The organism is Neobacillus canaveralius, from assembly GCF_047237705.1.
Taxonomy (GTDB): Bacteria; Bacillota; Bacilli; order Bacillales; family Cytobacillaceae; genus Neobacillus; species Neobacillus niacini_K.
In genome coordinates, this window is record NZ_JBDFLL010000001.1 from 5,495,001 (window position 1) to 5,512,783 (window position 17,783).

General features: G+C 41.2%; 10 protein-coding genes and 2 rRNA genes (1 of these 12 only partly in view). 1 reads left to right on the forward strand and 11 read right to left on the reverse strand.

Going from position 1 to position 17,783, the window contains the following annotated elements; all coding sequences use genetic code 11:
- The 3 genes from ABC255_RS26940 to ABC255_RS26950 all read right to left on the reverse strand — a co-directional run.
- Positions 1 to 2,908: ribosomal RNA gene (locus ABC255_RS26940) — 23S ribosomal RNA — on the reverse strand (it extends 29 nt beyond the left edge of the window).
- A 242-nt stretch (positions 2,909 to 3,150) separates the two neighbouring features.
- A 16S ribosomal RNA gene (locus ABC255_RS26945) occupies positions 3,151 to 4,749 on the reverse strand.
- The 16S and 23S rRNA genes sit together here, the layout of an rRNA operon.
- Before the next feature lie 559 nt (positions 4,750 to 5,308).
- The gene (locus ABC255_RS26950; RefSeq protein WP_412998187.1) at positions 5,309 to 8,533 is read right to left on the reverse strand and encodes a DEAD/DEAH box helicase; all 3,225 of its coding nucleotides are present in this window, start codon (positions 8,531 to 8,533) and stop codon (positions 5,309 to 5,311) included.
- A gap of 163 nt (positions 8,534 to 8,696) precedes the next feature.
- Between ABC255_RS26950 and ABC255_RS26955 the strand changes: the two genes are divergently transcribed.
- Positions 8,697 to 9,596, forward strand: coding sequence for a DMT family transporter (locus tag ABC255_RS26955; protein ID WP_412998188.1), 900 nt, complete (start codon positions 8,697 to 8,699; stop codon positions 9,594 to 9,596).
- Positions 9,597 to 9,656: 60 nt separating this feature from the next.
- On the opposite strand, the gene ABC255_RS26960 is transcribed toward ABC255_RS26955, so the two are convergent.
- The 8 genes from ABC255_RS26960 to ABC255_RS26995 all read right to left on the reverse strand — a co-directional run bounded on the left by ABC255_RS26960 (position 9,657) and on the right by ABC255_RS26995 (position 17,767).
- On the reverse strand, positions 9,657 to 10,361 hold the full coding sequence (locus ABC255_RS26960; RefSeq protein ID WP_412998189.1) for a hypothetical protein: 705 nt from the start codon (positions 10,359 to 10,361) through the stop codon (positions 9,657 to 9,659).
- Positions 10,362 to 10,958: a hypothetical protein gene (locus ABC255_RS26965; RefSeq protein WP_412998190.1), complete on the reverse strand. Its 597-nt coding sequence runs from the start codon at positions 10,956 to 10,958 to the stop codon at positions 10,362 to 10,364. It lies immediately after the preceding gene.
- A 120-nt stretch (positions 10,959 to 11,078) separates the two neighbouring features.
- Entirely contained in the window at positions 11,079 to 11,981 is a 903-nt protein-coding gene (locus ABC255_RS26970; RefSeq protein WP_412998191.1) for an ABC transporter ATP-binding protein, read from the reverse strand.
- A complete protein-coding gene (locus tag ABC255_RS26975; protein WP_412998192.1) occupies positions 11,978 to 12,358 on the reverse strand; it encodes a GntR family transcriptional regulator in 381 nt (126 codons plus the stop codon). Before ABC255_RS26975 ends, ABC255_RS26970 begins: the two co-directional genes overlap by 4 nt.
- Before the next feature lie 139 nt (positions 12,359 to 12,497).
- Positions 12,498 to 13,661 carry a multiple monosaccharide ABC transporter permease gene (mmsB, locus tag ABC255_RS26980; RefSeq protein WP_412998193.1) on the reverse strand — a complete coding sequence of 388 codons (1,164 nt, stop codon included), beginning with the start codon at positions 13,659 to 13,661 and terminating at the stop codon, positions 12,498 to 12,500.
- A gap of 4 nt (positions 13,662 to 13,665) precedes the next feature.
- On the reverse strand, positions 13,666 to 15,195 hold the full coding sequence (gene mmsA / locus ABC255_RS26985) for a multiple monosaccharide ABC transporter ATP-binding protein (protein WP_412998194.1): 1,530 nt from the start codon (positions 15,193 to 15,195) through the stop codon (positions 13,666 to 13,668).
- A gap of 79 nt (positions 15,196 to 15,274) precedes the next feature.
- On the reverse strand, positions 15,275 to 16,351 hold the full coding sequence (gene chvE, locus ABC255_RS26990; RefSeq protein WP_335534589.1) for a multiple monosaccharide ABC transporter substrate-binding protein: 1,077 nt from the start codon (positions 16,349 to 16,351) through the stop codon (positions 15,275 to 15,277).
- Positions 16,352 to 16,543: 192 nt separating this feature from the next.
- The gene (locus tag ABC255_RS26995; protein WP_412998195.1) at positions 16,544 to 17,767 is read right to left on the reverse strand and encodes a response regulator transcription factor; all 1,224 of its coding nucleotides are present in this window, start codon (positions 17,765 to 17,767) and stop codon (positions 16,544 to 16,546) included.
- Positions 17,768 to 17,783 lie beyond the last annotated feature (16 nt).

Here is a 17,783-nt window from a genome sequence, read left to right on the forward strand (position 1 = left end):
GTCAGCTCCACATGTTACCACGCTTCCACCTCTGACCTATCAACCTGATCATCTTTCAGGGTTCTTACTAGCTTGACGCTATGGGAAATCTCATCTTGAGGGGGGCTTCATGCTTAGATGCTTTCAGCACTTATCCCGTCCGCACATAGCTACCCAGCGATGCCTTTGGCAAGACAACTGGTACACCAGCGGTGCGTCCATCCCGGTCCTCTCGTACTAAGGACAGCTCCTCTCAAATTTCCTGCGCCCACGACGGATAGGGACCGAACTGTCTCACGACGTTCTGAACCCAGCTCGCGTACCGCTTTAATGGGCGAACAGCCCAACCCTTGGGACCGACTACAGCCCCAGGATGCGATGAGCCGACATCGAGGTGCCAAACCTCCCCGTCGATGTGGACTCTTGGGGGAGATAAGCCTGTTATCCCCGGGGTAGCTTTTATCCGTTGAGCGATGGCCCTTCCATGCGGAACCACCGGATCACTAAGCCCGACTTTCGTCCCTGCTCGACTTGTAGGTCTCGCAGTCAAGCTCCCTTGTGCCTTTACACTCTGCGAATGATTTCCAACCATTCTGAGGGAACCTTTGGGCGCCTCCGTTACTCTTTAGGAGGCGACCGCCCCAGTCAAACTGCCCACCTGACACTGTCTCCCACCCCGATAAGGGGTGCGGGTTAGAATTTCAATACAGCCAGGGTAGTATCCCACCGACGCCTCCACCGAAGCTAGCGCTCCGGTTTCTCAGGCTCCTACCTATCCTGTACAAGCTGTACCAAAATTCAATATCAGGCTACAGTAAAGCTCCACGGGGTCTTTCCGTCCTGTCGCGGGTAACCTGCATCTTCACAGGTACTATAATTTCACCGAGTCTCTCGTTGAGACAGTGCCCAGATCGTTACGCCTTTCGTGCGGGTCGGAACTTACCCGACAAGGAATTTCGCTACCTTAGGACCGTTATAGTTACGGCCGCCGTTTACTGGGGCTTCGATTCAGAGCTTCGCTTGCGCTAACCCCTCCTCTTAACCTTCCAGCACCGGGCAGGCGTCAGCCCCTATACTTCGCCTTGCGGCTTCGCAGAGACCTGTGTTTTTGCTAAACAGTCGCCTGGGCCTATTCACTGCGGCTCTTCGAGGCTATTCACCTCAAAAAGCACCCCTTCTCCCGAAGTTACGGGGTCATTTTGCCGAGTTCCTTAACGAGAGTTCTCTCGCACACCTTAGGATTCTCTCCTCGCCTACCTGTGTCGGTTTGCGGTACGGGCACCTTTTATCTCGCTAGAGGCTTTTCTTGGCAGTGTGGAATCAGGAACTTCGGTACTATATTTCCCTCGCCATCACAGCTCAGCCTTTATGGTAAGCGGATTTTCCTACTTACCAGCCTAACTGCTTGGACGCGCATATCCAACAGCGCGCTTACCCTATCCTCCTGCGTCCCCCCATCACTCAAACGATAAAGAGGTGGTACAGGAATATCAACCTGTTGTCCATCGCCTACGCCTTTCGGCCTCGGCTTAGGTCCCGACTAACCCTGAGAGGACGAGCCTTCCTCAGGAAACCTTAGGCATACGGTGGACGGGATTCTCACCCGTCTTTCGCTACTCATACCGGCATTCTCACTTCTAAGCGCTCCACCAGTCCTTACGGTCTAGCTTCAACGCCCTTAGAACGCTCTCCTACCACTGACACCATACGGTGTCAATCCACAGCTTCGGTGTTACGTTTAGCCCCGGTACATTTTCGGCGCAGAGTCACTCGACCAGTGAGCTATTACGCACTCTTTAAATGGTGGCTGCTTCTAAGCCAACATCCTGGTTGTCTAAGCAACTCCACATCCTTTTCCACTTAACGTAAACTTTGGGACCTTAGCTGGTGGTCTGGGCTGTTTCCCTTTTGACTACGGATCTTATCACTCGCAGTCTGACTCCCACGGATAAGTCTTTGGCATTCGGAGTTTGTCTGAATTCGGTAACCCGATGAGGGCCCCTAGTCCAAACAGTGCTCTACCTCCAAGACTCTTACAACGTGAGGCTAGCCCTAAAGCTATTTCGGAGAGAACCAGCTATCTCCAAGTTCGATTGGAATTTCTCCGCTACCCACACCTCATCCCCGCACTTTTCAACGTGCGTGGGTTCGGGCCTCCAGTAAGTGTTACCTCACCTTCACCCTGGACATGGGTAGATCACCTGGTTTCGGGTCTACGACCACATACTCATACGCCCTATTCAGACTCGCTTTCGCTGCGGCTCCGTCTCTTCAACTTAACCTTGCATGTAATCGTAACTCGCCGGTTCATTCTACAAAAGGCACGCTATCACCCATTAACGGGCTCTAACTACTTGTAGGCACACGGTTTCAGGATCTATTTCACTCCCCTTCCGGGGTGCTTTTCACCTTTCCCTCACGGTACTGGTTCACTATCGGTCACTAGGGAGTATTTAGCCTTGGGAGATGGTCCTCCCAGCTTCCGACCGGATTTCTCGTGTCCGGCCGTACTCAGGATCCACTCAGGAGGGAACGAAGTTTCAACTACAGGGTTTTTACCTTCTATGACGGACCTTTCCAGGTCGCTTCATCTACCCCGTTCCTTTGTAACTCCATGTTGAGTGTCCTACAACCCCAAGAGGCAAGCCTCTTGGTTTGGGCTATGTCCCGTTTCGCTCGCCGCTACTCAGGGAATCGCGTTTGCTTTCTCTTCCTCCGGGTACTTAGATGTTTCAGTTCCCCGGGTCTGCCTTCAATACCCTATGTATTCAGGTAAAGATACTGCTCCATTACGAGCAGTGGGTTCCCCCATTCGGAAATCTCCGGATCAAAGCTTACTTACAGCTCCCCGAAGCATATCGGTGTTAGTCCCGTCCTTCATCGGCTCCTAGTGCCAAGGCATCCACCGTGCGCCCTTTCTAACTTAACCTAAAAGGTTATTTTCTTCTTATTAATAAGAGAGAAAAACTAATGTGGCGATTCTCGGTTTTACTTTGACTTCTTCTTACGATTATCTAGTTTTCAAAGAACGATTAAAAAAAGCTTTGAGAGAATTGTTTCGAATTAAACCTAACGGTTTAATCCTCACAGAAAAAGATTGCTCCCTCAAAACTAAACAAACAAGTAACGTATCAACGGTTTATCAGTCCACAAGGACTGCATTATCCTTAGAAAGGAGGTGATCCAGCCGCACCTTCCGATACGGCTACCTTGTTACGACTTCACCCCAATCATCTGTCCCACCTTAGGCGGCTGGCTCCTAGGACAAAACTTAACTTCCTATAATTTAATAAGAGGTTAAGTTTTGTCCCAGGTTACCCCACCGACTTCGGGTGTTACAAACTCTCGTGGTGTGACGGGCGGTGTGTACAAGGCCCGGGAACGTATTCACCGCGGCATGCTGATCCGCGATTACTAGCGATTCCGGCTTCATGTAGGCGAGTTGCAGCCTACAATCCGAACTGAGAATGGTTTTATGGGATTGGCTTAACCTCGCGGTTTTGCAGCCCTTTGTACCATCCATTGTAGCACGTGTGTAGCCCAGGTCATAAGGGGCATGATGATTTGACGTCATCCCCACCTTCCTCCGGTTTGTCACCGGCAGTCACCTTAGAGTGCCCAACTGAATGCTGGCAACTAAGATCAAGGGTTGCGCTCGTTGCGGGACTTAACCCAACATCTCACGACACGAGCTGACGACAACCATGCACCACCTGTCACTCTGTCCCCCGAAGGAGAAAGTCCTATCTCTAGGAGTGTCAGAGGATGTCAAGACCTGGTAAGGTTCTTCGCGTTGCTTCGAATTAAACCACATGCTCCACCGCTTGTGCGGGCCCCCGTCAATTCCTTTGAGTTTCAGCCTTGCGGCCGTACTCCCCAGGCGGAGTGCTTAATGCGTTAGCTGCAGCACTAAAGGGCGGAAACCCTCTAACACTTAGCACTCATCGTTTACGGCGTGGACTACCAGGGTATCTAATCCTGTTTGCTCCCCACGCTTTCGCGCCTCAGCGTCAGTTACAGACCAGAAAGCCGCCTTCGCCACTGGTGTTCCTCCACATCTCTACGCATTTCACCGCTACACGTGGAATTCCGCTTTCCTCTTCTGTACTCAAGTCCCCCAGTTTCCAATGACCCTCCACGGTTGAGCCGTGGGCTTTCACATCAGACTTAAAGGACCGCCTGCGCGCGCTTTACGCCCAATAATTCCGGACAACGCTTGCCACCTACGTATTACCGCGGCTGCTGGCACGTAGTTAGCCGTGGCTTTCTGGTTAGGTACCGTCAAGGTACCGGCAGTTACTCCGATACTTGTTCTTCCCTAACAACAGAGCTTTACGACCCGAAGGCCTTCATCGCTCACGCGGCGTTGCTCCGTCAGACTTTCGTCCATTGCGGAAGATTCCCTACTGCTGCCTCCCGTAGGAGTCTGGGCCGTGTCTCAGTCCCAGTGTGGCCGATCACCCTCTCAGGTCGGCTACGCATCGTCGCCTTGGTGAGCCGTTACCTCACCAACTAGCTAATGCGCCGCGGGCCCATCTGTAAGTGTCAGCGTAAACCGACTTTCAGCTTTTCCACATGAGAGGAAAAGGATTATCCGGTATTAGCTCCGGTTTCCCGAAGTTATCCCAGTCTTACAGGCAGGTTGCCCACGTGTTACTCACCCGTCCGCCGCTAACAAAGAGGAGCAAGCTCCTCTTGTGTTCGCTCGACTTGCATGTATTAGGCACGCCGCCAGCGTTCGTCCTGAGCCAGGATCAAACTCTCCAAGAAAGTTGATTTAGCTCATTTGTTACGTTGGCTAGTTTCTATAGAAGAAACTATTATTTTTTGTTGACGTTCTTGTTTGTTTAGTTTTCAAAGAGCAATGTTTTTGAAGCAGGATATCAATATAACATCTCACTTCAATCGTGTCAATTACTTTATTAAAATATCTTTTCAAAATCGACAACAGAATTTATTTTACTAAATACCATCCGTATTGTCAACACTATTTCTAAGCACACAGGAAGAACTAATTTGTTTTTCAATGTTTCCCAGTGAGATTTACTATATTACTATCATGAATAAAAAAAATCAAGACAAAATGTAAAATTATTTTAAAAAAGTTATAGCTGTTACATGAGAATTAGATTAACATTGTCTACCTGGTCTTACTAAACATATGATTCGGTATAAAAAGGTACCTCTAACAGGATCAATACTTTATCCTTATTATTTATCTAGTTCTTGTTGGAATATTCCTTGAACGGGCGAATATAGCAGCACATACAAAACGAAAAAAACTAAAGGTTTCCTTACTATTAGGAACCTTTAGCTTTTTTTGAAAAATCTAAATCATCAATATCTCTCGAATATCTTCTTCCGTTAGAGAAGAAGTTCCTTTATCTTTCGAATCAATAATTTCCTCTATTAATTCTCTCTTTTTCTCCTGCAGTTCATTCATTTTTTCTTCTATTGTGCCTCGTGCAACCAACTTGATGACTTGTACGATATTTGTTTGTCCCATCCTGTGGGCACGGTCCGCTGCTTGTTCCTCAACCGCTGGATTCCACCAAAGATCATAGAGGATAACAGTGTCCGCACCAGTTAAATTCAGACCCGTTCCGCCTGCTTTCAGGGAAATTAGAAAAAGGTCCCGCTCTCCTGTATTAAATCGATTTGTGAATTCTAACCTTTCTTCTGATGGAGTCTGTCCATCTAGATAGAAGTAAGGCAGCCCTTGAAGCGCCATTTCCCTGCCGATTAGCTGCAACATTTTGGTGAACTGCGAAAATATCAATACTCTTCTTCCAGCCTGTCTGGATTCCTCTAAGATTCTTAGCAGTTGTTCGAATTTAGCAGAACTCCCTTTATATCCATCAACAAACAAAGATGGATGGCAGCAGATCTGCCTGAGCCTTGTCAAACCAGCGAGGATTTTAATTTTATTTTTTCGAAGTGTGTCTTTATCCAAATGCTTTAGGGTGTCGTGTCTTAGTTTCGCTAAATAAGCTCCATAGAGTTTCTTCTGTTCTGGCAGTAGTTCCACTAAGTCCACAGACTCTATTTTCTCAGGAAGTTCTGCTAGCACATCTTCCTTTAACCTTCTCAGTAAAAATGGACGGACTCTTCTCGCAATCTGTTTCCTGGTTAAGTGGCTAAAATCCCTCAGCCCTTGAAATAGTTCTGGGAATACAACATGAAAGATAGACCACAGCTCCTCGGATGAATTTTCAACAGGAGTACCGGTAAGCGCAAAACGGTAATCAGCATTGATTCTCTTTACGGTTCTAGCTGTCTGCGTTATTGGGTTTTTAAACGCCTGCGCTTCATCAAAAAACACGGTATGAAAGGTTTGTTTCTCGTACCAGAGTATATCCTTTCGCAACAAAGGATATGAAGTAATAATAATATCTGAATCAGAAAGTTGCTTTTGTTTAGCTGCACGCTCTGTTTTACTTCCATCAAAAATGATAGCCTGCACTCCTGGGGCAAATTTCTTGATTTCACTAAGCCAGTTATAGGTTAATGACGCTGGGCAGACAATCAGTATCGGCAGCTTGTTTTTACGAACACGAGGAAGCTCCGAAAGGATATAGGTAATACTTTGAAGTGTTTTCCCCAGCCCCATATCATCTGCAAGTATCCCTCCAAAGCCATAACTAGCAAGTGTTTTCAACCATTTGTAGCCCTGAACTTGATAGTCACGTAAAATTGGCGCAACCAGTTTCGGTACCTCAAACTTCATACTACTAGGATTTTGGATGGTATCCAAGAACTGACGGAACGAATCCTCCAGTGTAAATGTTGAGTCATCTTCAACAGAGTCAAGCAGTTTTAATCCCCGAAGTATTGGTACATTCAACCCTGCTTCAAGATCCTCCGCCTGGACAGGTGCGGCTTGTAGAAAGCGTTGGATTTCTTCAAATTCTCTTGTTTCTAATGAGAGCAGCGCCCCATTCCGCAACCGATAGTATTTTCTTTTTTCCTCAAGCGCGGATAAAACCTCTTTTATCTGCCTTTCCGGAATTCCATCCATATCAAATTTAAATTCCAACCAATTTGTTCGCTCTTTTATTACCTTTACTCTAATCCTCGGAATCGTATTTTCTTTAAAAATCCGGTTCCTGATTGCTGTTGTAGCATAAATTTGTACCAATTTTTGCAGCTTAGGTACCACATGATATAAAAACTCATACTCCAACTCTTCGTTATGCAAGTAGTAGCCACTGTCTGTGGTAGCAAATGAGCTTTCTTCCATCAGCTGCATGATTTGATTTTCCTTTTCCAGGTCCCTTATTAGTACGAGTCCGTTCTGCAATTCTCGTGGGATATCTAACGGGTTAATCACGATATTACCGTATTGAAACTCTAAGCCCGCTAACAGGCGATTTTTCAAACGATCCAGATAAAGTTTGGCGACTAAAGGCGTTTTCTTATGGGTGCTCGTTAAATTCTGAGGCAGTTCAACCTTACCGAGTCTTTTTAAACCCGGAACCACGTTTTCTATAAAATAATCCAATTGTTCAGGCAGAATCTCAATTTGATTTGTTTTTGAAGCTTCCAACATTTCTTTAAGGTTGGCCAATCGCTTGCTGTCCGTTTCTTCAAGCCTAATGAACTTACCCTTATATAGAACAAAGTGGTAAGAATCCAATACAGTTAAATGATTCAATCCTTTTATTCTGAAATGGCAGCCTCCATCCTCTGAGGATGTAAAACTAAACTGAAGAGGAAGCATTTTTTCCGCGAGATGGAGACCTTCATACGTTTCCCCATCATTTTCAACTTTCACTAGTGGAGCTTTTACAAGCAAAGGTAAGAGTTGATTAAAAGATGATGGCGGTATGAGCAAAAGATTAGGGGAGAATGATTCGTCTAAGCTGTCTGCCATTGCATTCACGTATGACTTTTCATCTTGAATCACGAGGAATAACTGCTGCATCACGTCATCTATCTCTTTATTAAAACAATGAAGTCTTGTATTAAAGATTAATGTATCGGAAAGCGCACTTGGCATCCCTTCTTTTACCTGAGAGAGAAACTGCCGGATATCTGCCACTTTTTCATGTTCAATCTTCAGTTCTAAACCTAACAGCTTCCTCCCATTCCCAATATCCACAGGTTTACATAGAAATTCTGCACGCAGAACCTGCCTATTCTCGAAATGGAGCTGATGCCTGCTTGGCCTTTTGGGTTGATTTGTAAAAAGAGTGAGCAATCCTTTTGTCAGCGCCTGACTCGTTGAAGGATCAACCTGTTCACCATTTCGCACTTTAGGCACTATTCCGTTCTGTTGAGGGTCATTAATGGCGAGCAATACGGCCGCAATATGCTGACAATCGTTTTTTACAGATAGGAGAGTTGGACAACTGCATGTCGTACGAAGGTCCCCGTTCTCTTCTTTATTTATCGTGACATAGAAATCTTCTGTCCCTTTAACAGTCGCTTCACAACGAGTATCGCTAATATAATCAAACGAAACTTTTCCCGATCTATAAAAAGAATCCCCTCGTTTAAAGGAGACAGTTCCACACATTTCTTTTATCTGTTTTTGACTTAACGTAATATCCAAAAGTCCCGCTCCTCTCCAGGGTTCATTTATATTTAAAAATGGTGACAAACAGCCTTAAATTCACACTGGTTTCCATTATATCAAATCTTTTTATAATTATTATAGTGATTGACGATGCAGGGCACCTGGTTTATCGTTGTTTATGGATAGGGGATGAGAAAAGTTGGTTAGGTTATATGGGGCTTTGTTTACACTTAGTTTAATTTGGGGTACTTCTTTTTTATTTATTAAACTCTTAGTGGATCCACTCGGAGCTTGGGGAGTGGTTTTTGGGCGATGTTTATTTGGAACGGTTCTTCTTTTATTGATTGTTGCCTTTCGAAATGACTGGAAGGGATTTAAAGGGTTGCCGCTGGGAATGATTATTCTTGTTTCACTTCTCAATAATGCGATTCCTTGGTATTTGATAGCGCTAAGTGAGACGAAAATTACTAGCAGTTATGCCTCATTAATAAACGCTACGACACCAATTTGGACACTGATTATAGGTTTTATTATCTTTCAGAATAAATTACGGTTGTTCCAGTGGTTAGGGATTGCACTAGGTTTCTTTGGAATCATCATACTGTCTGGTGTTGATGTTACGAATATTATGGACCAGTCGGTTGTTGGTTTAATCACGATGGTCGGTGCTACTCTCTGTTATGGTTTTTCCACACACCTGACGAAGAAATACTTAATAAATGTAAGTGTTACGATGATTTCCGTTAGCACACTAACAGTTTCTGCAATTTTAAGTTTCATTATGGTACTCTTCACAGACACATCCATTTTTACCATAATGCTTGAGCCTTCTATTTTTGGGGCATTAGTGGGTCTAGGTGTCTTTGGATCTGGCATTGCTTATCTTTTGTACTATTATTGTATTCAAAAAGGAAGCCCGGAATTTGCCTCATTGGTCACATATCTTGTGCCGATATCCGCAATGCTCTGGGGTGCAATCATACTTAAGGAAGAGATTCATTTATCCATGATCACAGGATTTATTTTCATTTTAGGCGGAGTGTATGTATCTTCTAAAAAGCCAAAGGAAAAGAAATTCCCAATAAGTAAAACTGCTTAATGAATAAGCCTAATCCAATAAATAAAGGATTAGGCTTTTGTTTTTTCTACCGGACAGTAATCATTCAACGTATTGTAGATCAATTTCGTATGTGTTATTAAGTTCTAAATCTTTCGGAATTTTTAGGTAAAGAATGCTTGTTCCACCATAGAAATTGTTTGTGTCACTGAAATCGCCTTTACCGGTGAATTGATTAATTGGGAATGCTTGTTGAAATTGGGAGAATTCCAATCTTATTTTTTCAGGGTTTTCAAGCATTAATATGTTTTTATCAATATTGATTCCAAGCGGCTGCATTAAATCTGATATAGACATCTCATTTAAGCCCGAACCTGTTTGATAATGGAGCGCCTCAATTTTCCCATCATTCGTTGTTTTTCGCTCCACAAAAATCGAAGCGCTAAGAAAGTCCTCATTTACCACTGCAATATTTAACTGTTTTTCAGTATAATCAAACTTGCGAGTCTTTACGATATATTTACTATCCACATTTTCAATATTCCCTTGAATCGCTGCCTCATATAACTCGTTGCTATCTCTTTCAAGTTGATCGACATCAACCTTTTGATAGGTGATTTCCCCCTTTGGCAGCAAAGGACTCAATCCAGTACAAATGAGCAAAATGCTAAAATAGCCAACAAACATCCAGCGGATTCGGCTCCCGGAGAATAATGCCTTACTGCTGCGCTTAGTTAGATTGATCAAAAGAGAAGTAATTGCAATTACCATGATGACTACGATGACTATCGGCACAAATGATAACATTTATCTCACCTCCATACGATTCGAAAGAAGTGCCGAACCCGAAAAAAGTAAGGCAGCCAAAACTCCTATTTTAACGATAAATAAAGCGAGAGATGACTCCTCAAAAATAAATACAAAAACGTTTCTAAAAATAGCTTCATTCATCGTGCCTGCACCAAGAATCAGGATCCCAAAAAAGAGAACTGGCAGCAAAACAGCAAATATCTTATGAAGCTGAACGAGTGTACCAACGAAATAACCGATTGCAGCGAAAAGTAAAACATAAAGGACCGTAGCGATTAAACCGATGATCCACTCAGACACTGCAGTGGGTGTAAATAGGTACTCACTTTGACCTAGTACAAACATCAGTATCCTCATTATATGACTGGACAGCAGCGCGGTTAATCCTCCAACTAAACTTATCGTCAGTAAAAACAGCATATTGGATAAGTTACTCGACAATCTATTCGTAATAAACGCAAAATCATCATTTCGATAGGCCTGAGTGGTAATCAAAATGGCGGAAATGAATGCCCATAGCAGCGTGAAAATGACTACAATATCAGCAGAATAGAAATGCACAGAAATATCAAACGTATTACTGCTGGTACCCATCATTCCCACTCCATTAAACGAAACAAAATACCTAATACCTGAATAAAAACAAGCGACATGAACACTTGAATGTATGCCCGAAGTTTATAAGTATATTGCCTTTTTACAACCTCCTGTAAACTAATCCTTGATAAAGACATCATCGATTCCCCCTTTAGTTTTGCTTGTTAAATACACACATACATCACTTGTAGAAACCGCAGTAATCAAAAGTCCAGAAGCTTGGGCATGTTGTTTATCCGACTCAGAAATAATGTTTTTAGCCACTGCATACATTCGGTCAAGACCAATATTTTTTGAGTGGATGACATCTCGATTCTTTATCCATTCTTTCACAGCTGTAGTCGGCCCCTGTACCCCAATCCCCCATCCCTTTAAATCTTCTACTTCTATATGAAGAAGTTCTTTTCCATCTTTAATAAGCAAGACATCCTCTAATAAATCCTCTATCTCATCTAAGTGATGACTTGAAAGTAATATGGTACGGGGATAATCAATGTAATCTTTAAGTAACGCCCGATAAAAATCCTTCCTTACCGCCGCATCCATCCCGGTTGTTGGTTCATCAAACATGGTTAAGGCACAGCGTGCAGATAAACCTACGATCATATTAAAGGTACTTTTCATCCCTTTTGAAAGGTTGTTATATTGCTGGGTTGGCTGAAAGGAGAAGTAGTCAAAAAGGCGTTCAGCAAGCTCGTGGTTCCAATTCTCGTAAAAGGTGGAGGAAAAATCTAATATTTCTTTTAAACTCAATGCTGCCGGAAAGTTCATTTGATCATTTATATAAATCACATTGGCCGATACCAATAGATTGTTAAAAGGCCTTTCAGAAAAAACCTTTATTTCACCTGATGTCTCTCTAAAGTAACCGGCAATGATTTTCAAAAGCGTCGTTTTGCCCGCGCCATTTCGCCCTATTAAACCTGTAATCTTATTTTCTTGTATTTCAAAAGAAAGATTGTTCAGCGCTTTTGTTGCACCATAAACTTTTGTTAAACTTCTGCACTCAATGATATTCATTCCCCTGCCTCCTCTACATTTACATCTTGAATCATTTGGATTAGTTCCTCTCTGCTCACCTTCAACCGTTCTGCTTCCAACACAATATCAAGAACTAACTTTTTTAAGGTTTGATTTTTTCGTTTGTTCAAGATAATCTCCTTCGCATGATTTGAAACAAACATACCGAGTCCGCGCTTTTTATAGAGAATATTCTCTTCGACCAGCAGTGTTAATCCCTTTGCCGCTGTTGCCGGATTTATCGTAAACATCTCGGCAAGCTGATACTGAGAATAAATTTTTTGATCACTCTCGAAGTTCCCGTTCAGGATTTCTCTCTCCAGCCATTCGGAAATTTGCAAATAAATTGGCTTCGTACCGTCCATATTAAGAATCAACCTTTTTCCTCCTTTCTGGTATAGTACATTACTGTTGTAATGTACTATACTGCTTTATTTTACAAAAAACAATAATTATTGTAAATTTTTCCAGTAAAAACAAAAAAAGAAGACAGCTGCAAACTGTCTCCTACCTTATTTAAGCTGCTTTATTTTTGTTATAAATATCAAATGCTACAGCCGCTAGTAAAACTAATCCTTTAATAGCCTGCTGCCAATCGATACCTAGTCCAATTAATGACATTCCATTGTTCATAACTCCCATAACAAGTCCACCGATAATGGCGCCAGGTACAGTACCGATTCCACCATACGCAGAAGCACCTCCAATGAAACATGCTGCAATGGCGTCAAGTTCAAAAAGGTTACCTGCTTTCGGAGTTGCAGCATTTAGACGTGCAGCAAAGATTAACCCAGATAACGCTGAAAGTACTCCCATATTAACGAATACCCAGAAAGTTACTCTCTTGGTTTTCACCCCAGAAAGCAGCGCTGCTTTTTCATTACCGCCAATCGCATAAATATGACGGCCCACGATTGTTTTTCTCATAACAAATGTGTAAACAAGAATTAAAACAGCTAAGATTATTAAAATATTTGGAATACCATTATAAGTCGCAAGCACATATGAGAATACTAGAAGAATAGCTACCAGAGCTGCTAGTTTTGCAACAAACACACTTGTTGGAGAAACATCAAATTGATATTTCATTTGAGTTCTTCTATTTTTCAATTCAGTAAAAATTAAAATAACCGATAATAGGACACCAATCACAATAGTTAAAAGGTGGATTTCTCCTCCTCCAAATAAATCAGGGAGAAAGCCAGAACTCATACCTTGAAATGACTTTGGAAATGGTGCAATCGATTGTCCTTGCAGGACAACCATTGTTAAACCTCTGAACAATAACATCCCTGCAAGAGTAACAATAAAGGCTGGTATTTTTACATACGCAATCCAAAATCCCTGCCAAGCTCCAATGACTGCCCCAATTAATAATGAAATAATGATTGCAAGGGGTGTAGAGACATGATAGGTAACAATTAAAATACCAGCTATAGCACCCACAAAGGCAGCAATCGAACCTACAGAAAGATCAATATGTCCTGTAATAATGACTAATACCATTCCAATCGCTAATACTAAAATATAACTGTTTTGTAGAATTAAGTTTGTTACATTTAAAGGCTTTAAAAGTATGCCCTCCGTTAAGATTTGAAAGAGCAGCATAATAAATACTAATGCAATAATCATACTGGATGATCTTAAATTTTTCTTTGCCATACTTACTAACGTTTGCATCTTTTTACCCCCTCATCTTCGTCATAAACTTCATTAGATTTTCTTGAGTGGCGTCTTTTCTTTCTACTTCACCAGTGATTCTGCCTTCACTCATTACATAGATCCGATCACAAATACCTAGGATTTCCGGAAGCTCAGAAGAAATGACTAAAACACCTTTCCCTTCATTTGCCAATTGATTAATAATCGTATAAATATCAAACTTTGCCCCAACATCAATACCACGAGTAGGTTCGTCTAATATTAATATTTCAGGCTTCGAAAATATCCATTTACTTAAAACAACTTTTTGTTGATTCCCGCCACTTAGATTCCCTGCGGATTGCCAAACGCTCGGTGTTTTAATATTTAACTTTTGACGAAACTTCTCCGTTTCGATGATTTCTTGATTTTCGTTAATCACATTATTTTTTGAGATTGAAAACAAACTTGGAAGGGAGATATTTTTTCGAATATCGTCCATTAATATCAAACCGTTTCCTTTTCTATCTTCTGACACATAGGCAAGTCCTTTTTTAATCGCCTGGCTGACATTTTTAAACTGGACCTCTTCACCATTCAAGTGGATGTTCCCGCTAATTTTTTGACCAAAGGATTTACCAAAGAGACTCATCGCAAGCTCTGTTCTCCCGGCACCCATCAAACCAGCAATCCCAACGATTTCACCTTTTTTAATGTTAATATTAATATCATCCAGTACCTTCCGCTCACTATGTAACGGATGATAGACATTCCAGTTCTTTACCTCAAAAATTACGTCTCCAATTTTAGGCTCCCTTTTTGGATAACGATTGGTTAAGTCACGCCCAACCATTCCTTTAATGACACGTTCTTCGGTAATGTTTTCGCCATGAACATCCAACGTTTCAATCGTTTGCCCGTCACGAAGGATTGTAATAGAATCTGCTACCTTTAAAATTTCATTTAATTTATGTGAAATAATAATAGCTGTTATCCCCTGTTTTTTTAATTCTAGTAATAAATTCAAGAGATTCTCACTATCATTTTCATTTAATGCCGCAGTCGGTTCATCCAAAATCAGTAACTTTACTTTTTTTGATAATGCTTTTGCAATTTCTACTAATTGCTGTTTACCGACACCAATATTGGTAATTTTGGTGTGAGGACTTTCTAACAAGCCCACTTTATCCAACAGTTCTTTTGTTTTCAGCGTCGTTTCGTTCCAATTGATAATTCCTTTTTTCGCCTGTTCATTACCTAGAAAAATATTCTCTGCTATTGATAAGTCCGGTATTAACGCTAACTCTTGATGGATAATAACAATTCCTAAATCTTCACTCTGCTTGATATCCTTAAACTCGCAAATATTTTCTTCAAAAAGAATATCCCCGGTATACGTTCCAATCGGGTATACCCCACTTAATACCTTCATCAAAGTAGATTTCCCTGCACCATTTTCGCCCATAAGTGCATGAATTTCTCCTTTTTTCACTTTCAAATTAACATTCTCAAGTGCTTTAACGCCCGGAAACTCTTTTGTTATGCTCTTCATTTCTAATATAATCTCCGACATTCTAACACCACACTTTCATAATGTAATAAATGATTTAGTGGTCTTATGAAAAAACCACTAAATCATTCTCTAGGATTCTCTATTTAAGATCGTCTTCGCTCCAATAACCGCCATCTACTAATACAGATTTATAGTTTTCGATATCAACAGACACTGGCTCTAATAGATAAGAAGGAACAACTTTCTTTCCATTGTCATATGTTTCTGTATCATTCACTTCCGCTTTTTCACCCTTTAATACTGCAACGGCCATTTCTACTGCTTTCTTAGCTAGTTCACGAGTATCTTTAAATACTGTTTGTGTTTGCTCACCAGCAATAATTGATTTAACAGATGCTAATTCTGCATCTTGTCCTGTAATAATTGGCAGCGGTTGACTTGCAGATCCATATCCTACACCTTTTAAGGAAGAAATAATTCCGATACTAATACCATCATATGGTGATAGAACTGCGTCTACTCTCTCAGAAGCATAGTTAGCACTTAATAGGTTGTCCATTCTGGATTGAGCAGTTGCTCCGTCCCATCTTAAAGTGGCAGCTTGTTCGAATGAAGTTTGTTTACTCTTTACGACTAGCTTTCCAGATTTAATGTACGGCTGTAATACTGACATTGCTCCATCAAAGAAGAAGTATGCATTATTGTCATCCGGTGAACCTGCAAATAATTCAATGTTGAATGGGCCTTTTCCATCTTTTAATCCTAATTTTTCTTCAATGTAGGAACCTTGTTGTACACCTACTTTAAAGTTGTCAAAAGTTGCATAGTATTCAACGTGTTCTGTGTTTTTGATTAAACGATCATAGGCAATTACTTTGATTTTCTCATCGTTCGCTTTTGATAAAACGTCGGTTAGTGCTTCACCATCAATAGAAGCAACAACCAGTACGTCAACACCCTTTGTGATCATGTTTTCAATTTGGGAAACTTGGTTTTCAACAACATCTTCTGCATATTGTAGATCTGTTTTATATCCTAATTTTTCAAATTCTTTTACCATGTTGTCTCCATCATGTACCCATCTTTCAGAGGACTTTGTCGGCATGGCAATTCCTACATAACCTTTTTCGGCGTCACCAGAAGACGATTTACTGCCGCATGCAGCAAGCATGAACATCATGGTTAACAACAAGATTAATGAGAGCGTTTTCTTCATTAGTTTTCCACTTCCCTTTTGAAATAGTTTTTATGAGCCAAGGTGTTTTCCTGTCTCTAGAGAAATAATAACAGTGCAGCCAAATCCAGTCTTTTCAAAAAAATGACTATTTTTATAAAAAATTAACTTTTTTAAAACGCTTTCATTTTTTGCACAAAAAAAAGGTTACCAATTCGTAACCTTTTTTTCTTGCTATTCGATTGTTTCTGTCAGTGAGGATTTGCCTCTTCGATATTGGTTTGGAGATACTCCTACAAATTTTTTAAATGCCGTACTAAAATAATGCTGAGAAGCATACCCTGTTTGCTCTGCTATTTCATATACTTGTAAATCTGTTTTATGCAATAGTTTAATAGCCTTTTCGATTCTTTTATGCGTCACTAGTCCCACAAAAGATGTTCCTAATTCTTGTTTTATTGTTCTGCTCAAATAGACCGGCGATACCAGTAACTGTTGTGCCACCATTTCTAATGTTAACTCAGGATTCGTATAATGTTCTGTTATAAAATTTTTCGCCCTTTTTACAATTGGAGAAACCTGAACTTCCTCATATAACTTCTTTAAACATCCTTTATAAACAGTAGGAACAGAATCAAATCCCCCCGTTACTGGTTCTGAATAGACAGTCACAGATACTTGTAGATAGGTTTCGATACTTTTTTCTATTAATCGAAATAATTCATCGTACTCCTGACCCCATAATAGGATATAAAGCAATCCAGATGATTCACCAAAAACTAGTTTATGTTCCTTTTTCAAAACCTCTAACACAATGTTCTTAACCCCAAAAAGAAATAGCTCTTTATCACTTTCTTGCATGATCGGCTGTCTACTTTCTAATTCCTGACTACGGACAATAGCTAACAGTCTAGGTTCTTCCGCTGGGAGCCCCCAAAAATGGAGCTGCTCCTTAATTCTTTCCTCTGTTAAGCTTCCAGCAACCCAGTTTCGACAAAACTCTTCCTGTATGATTAATGTATTTTGTGAGATTTGATTGGAAGCTATTTGTAAATATTTTCTTTTAGCCGCCTGTGCTTTTATCTCTTTCCGCGTTCTTTCAAGAATCTCTGTTAAATTTTTAGGTTTAATAGGCTTTAAAATATAATCATCTACCTGCAAGCGTAAGGCCGCTTGGGCATATCGAAATTCATCATATCCAGAAACTACGATTACTCTGCAATCCGGCAGGTTATTACGAATATTCTCAATTAATGTTAATCCGCTCATAATAGGCATATTCAAATCAGCTAAAAGTATATCAATTTCATATTCTAATGCTAATTCTAATGCTTCTTCCCCATCTTCTGCCTCTGCTGTAACCGCCATCCCAATTTTATCCCATTCTATCGAATCTCGAATGCCTTCTCTAATAATTGGCTCATCATCCGCAATTAGTACCTTTAAAAGCTGATGCATACAAAACATCCCCTTG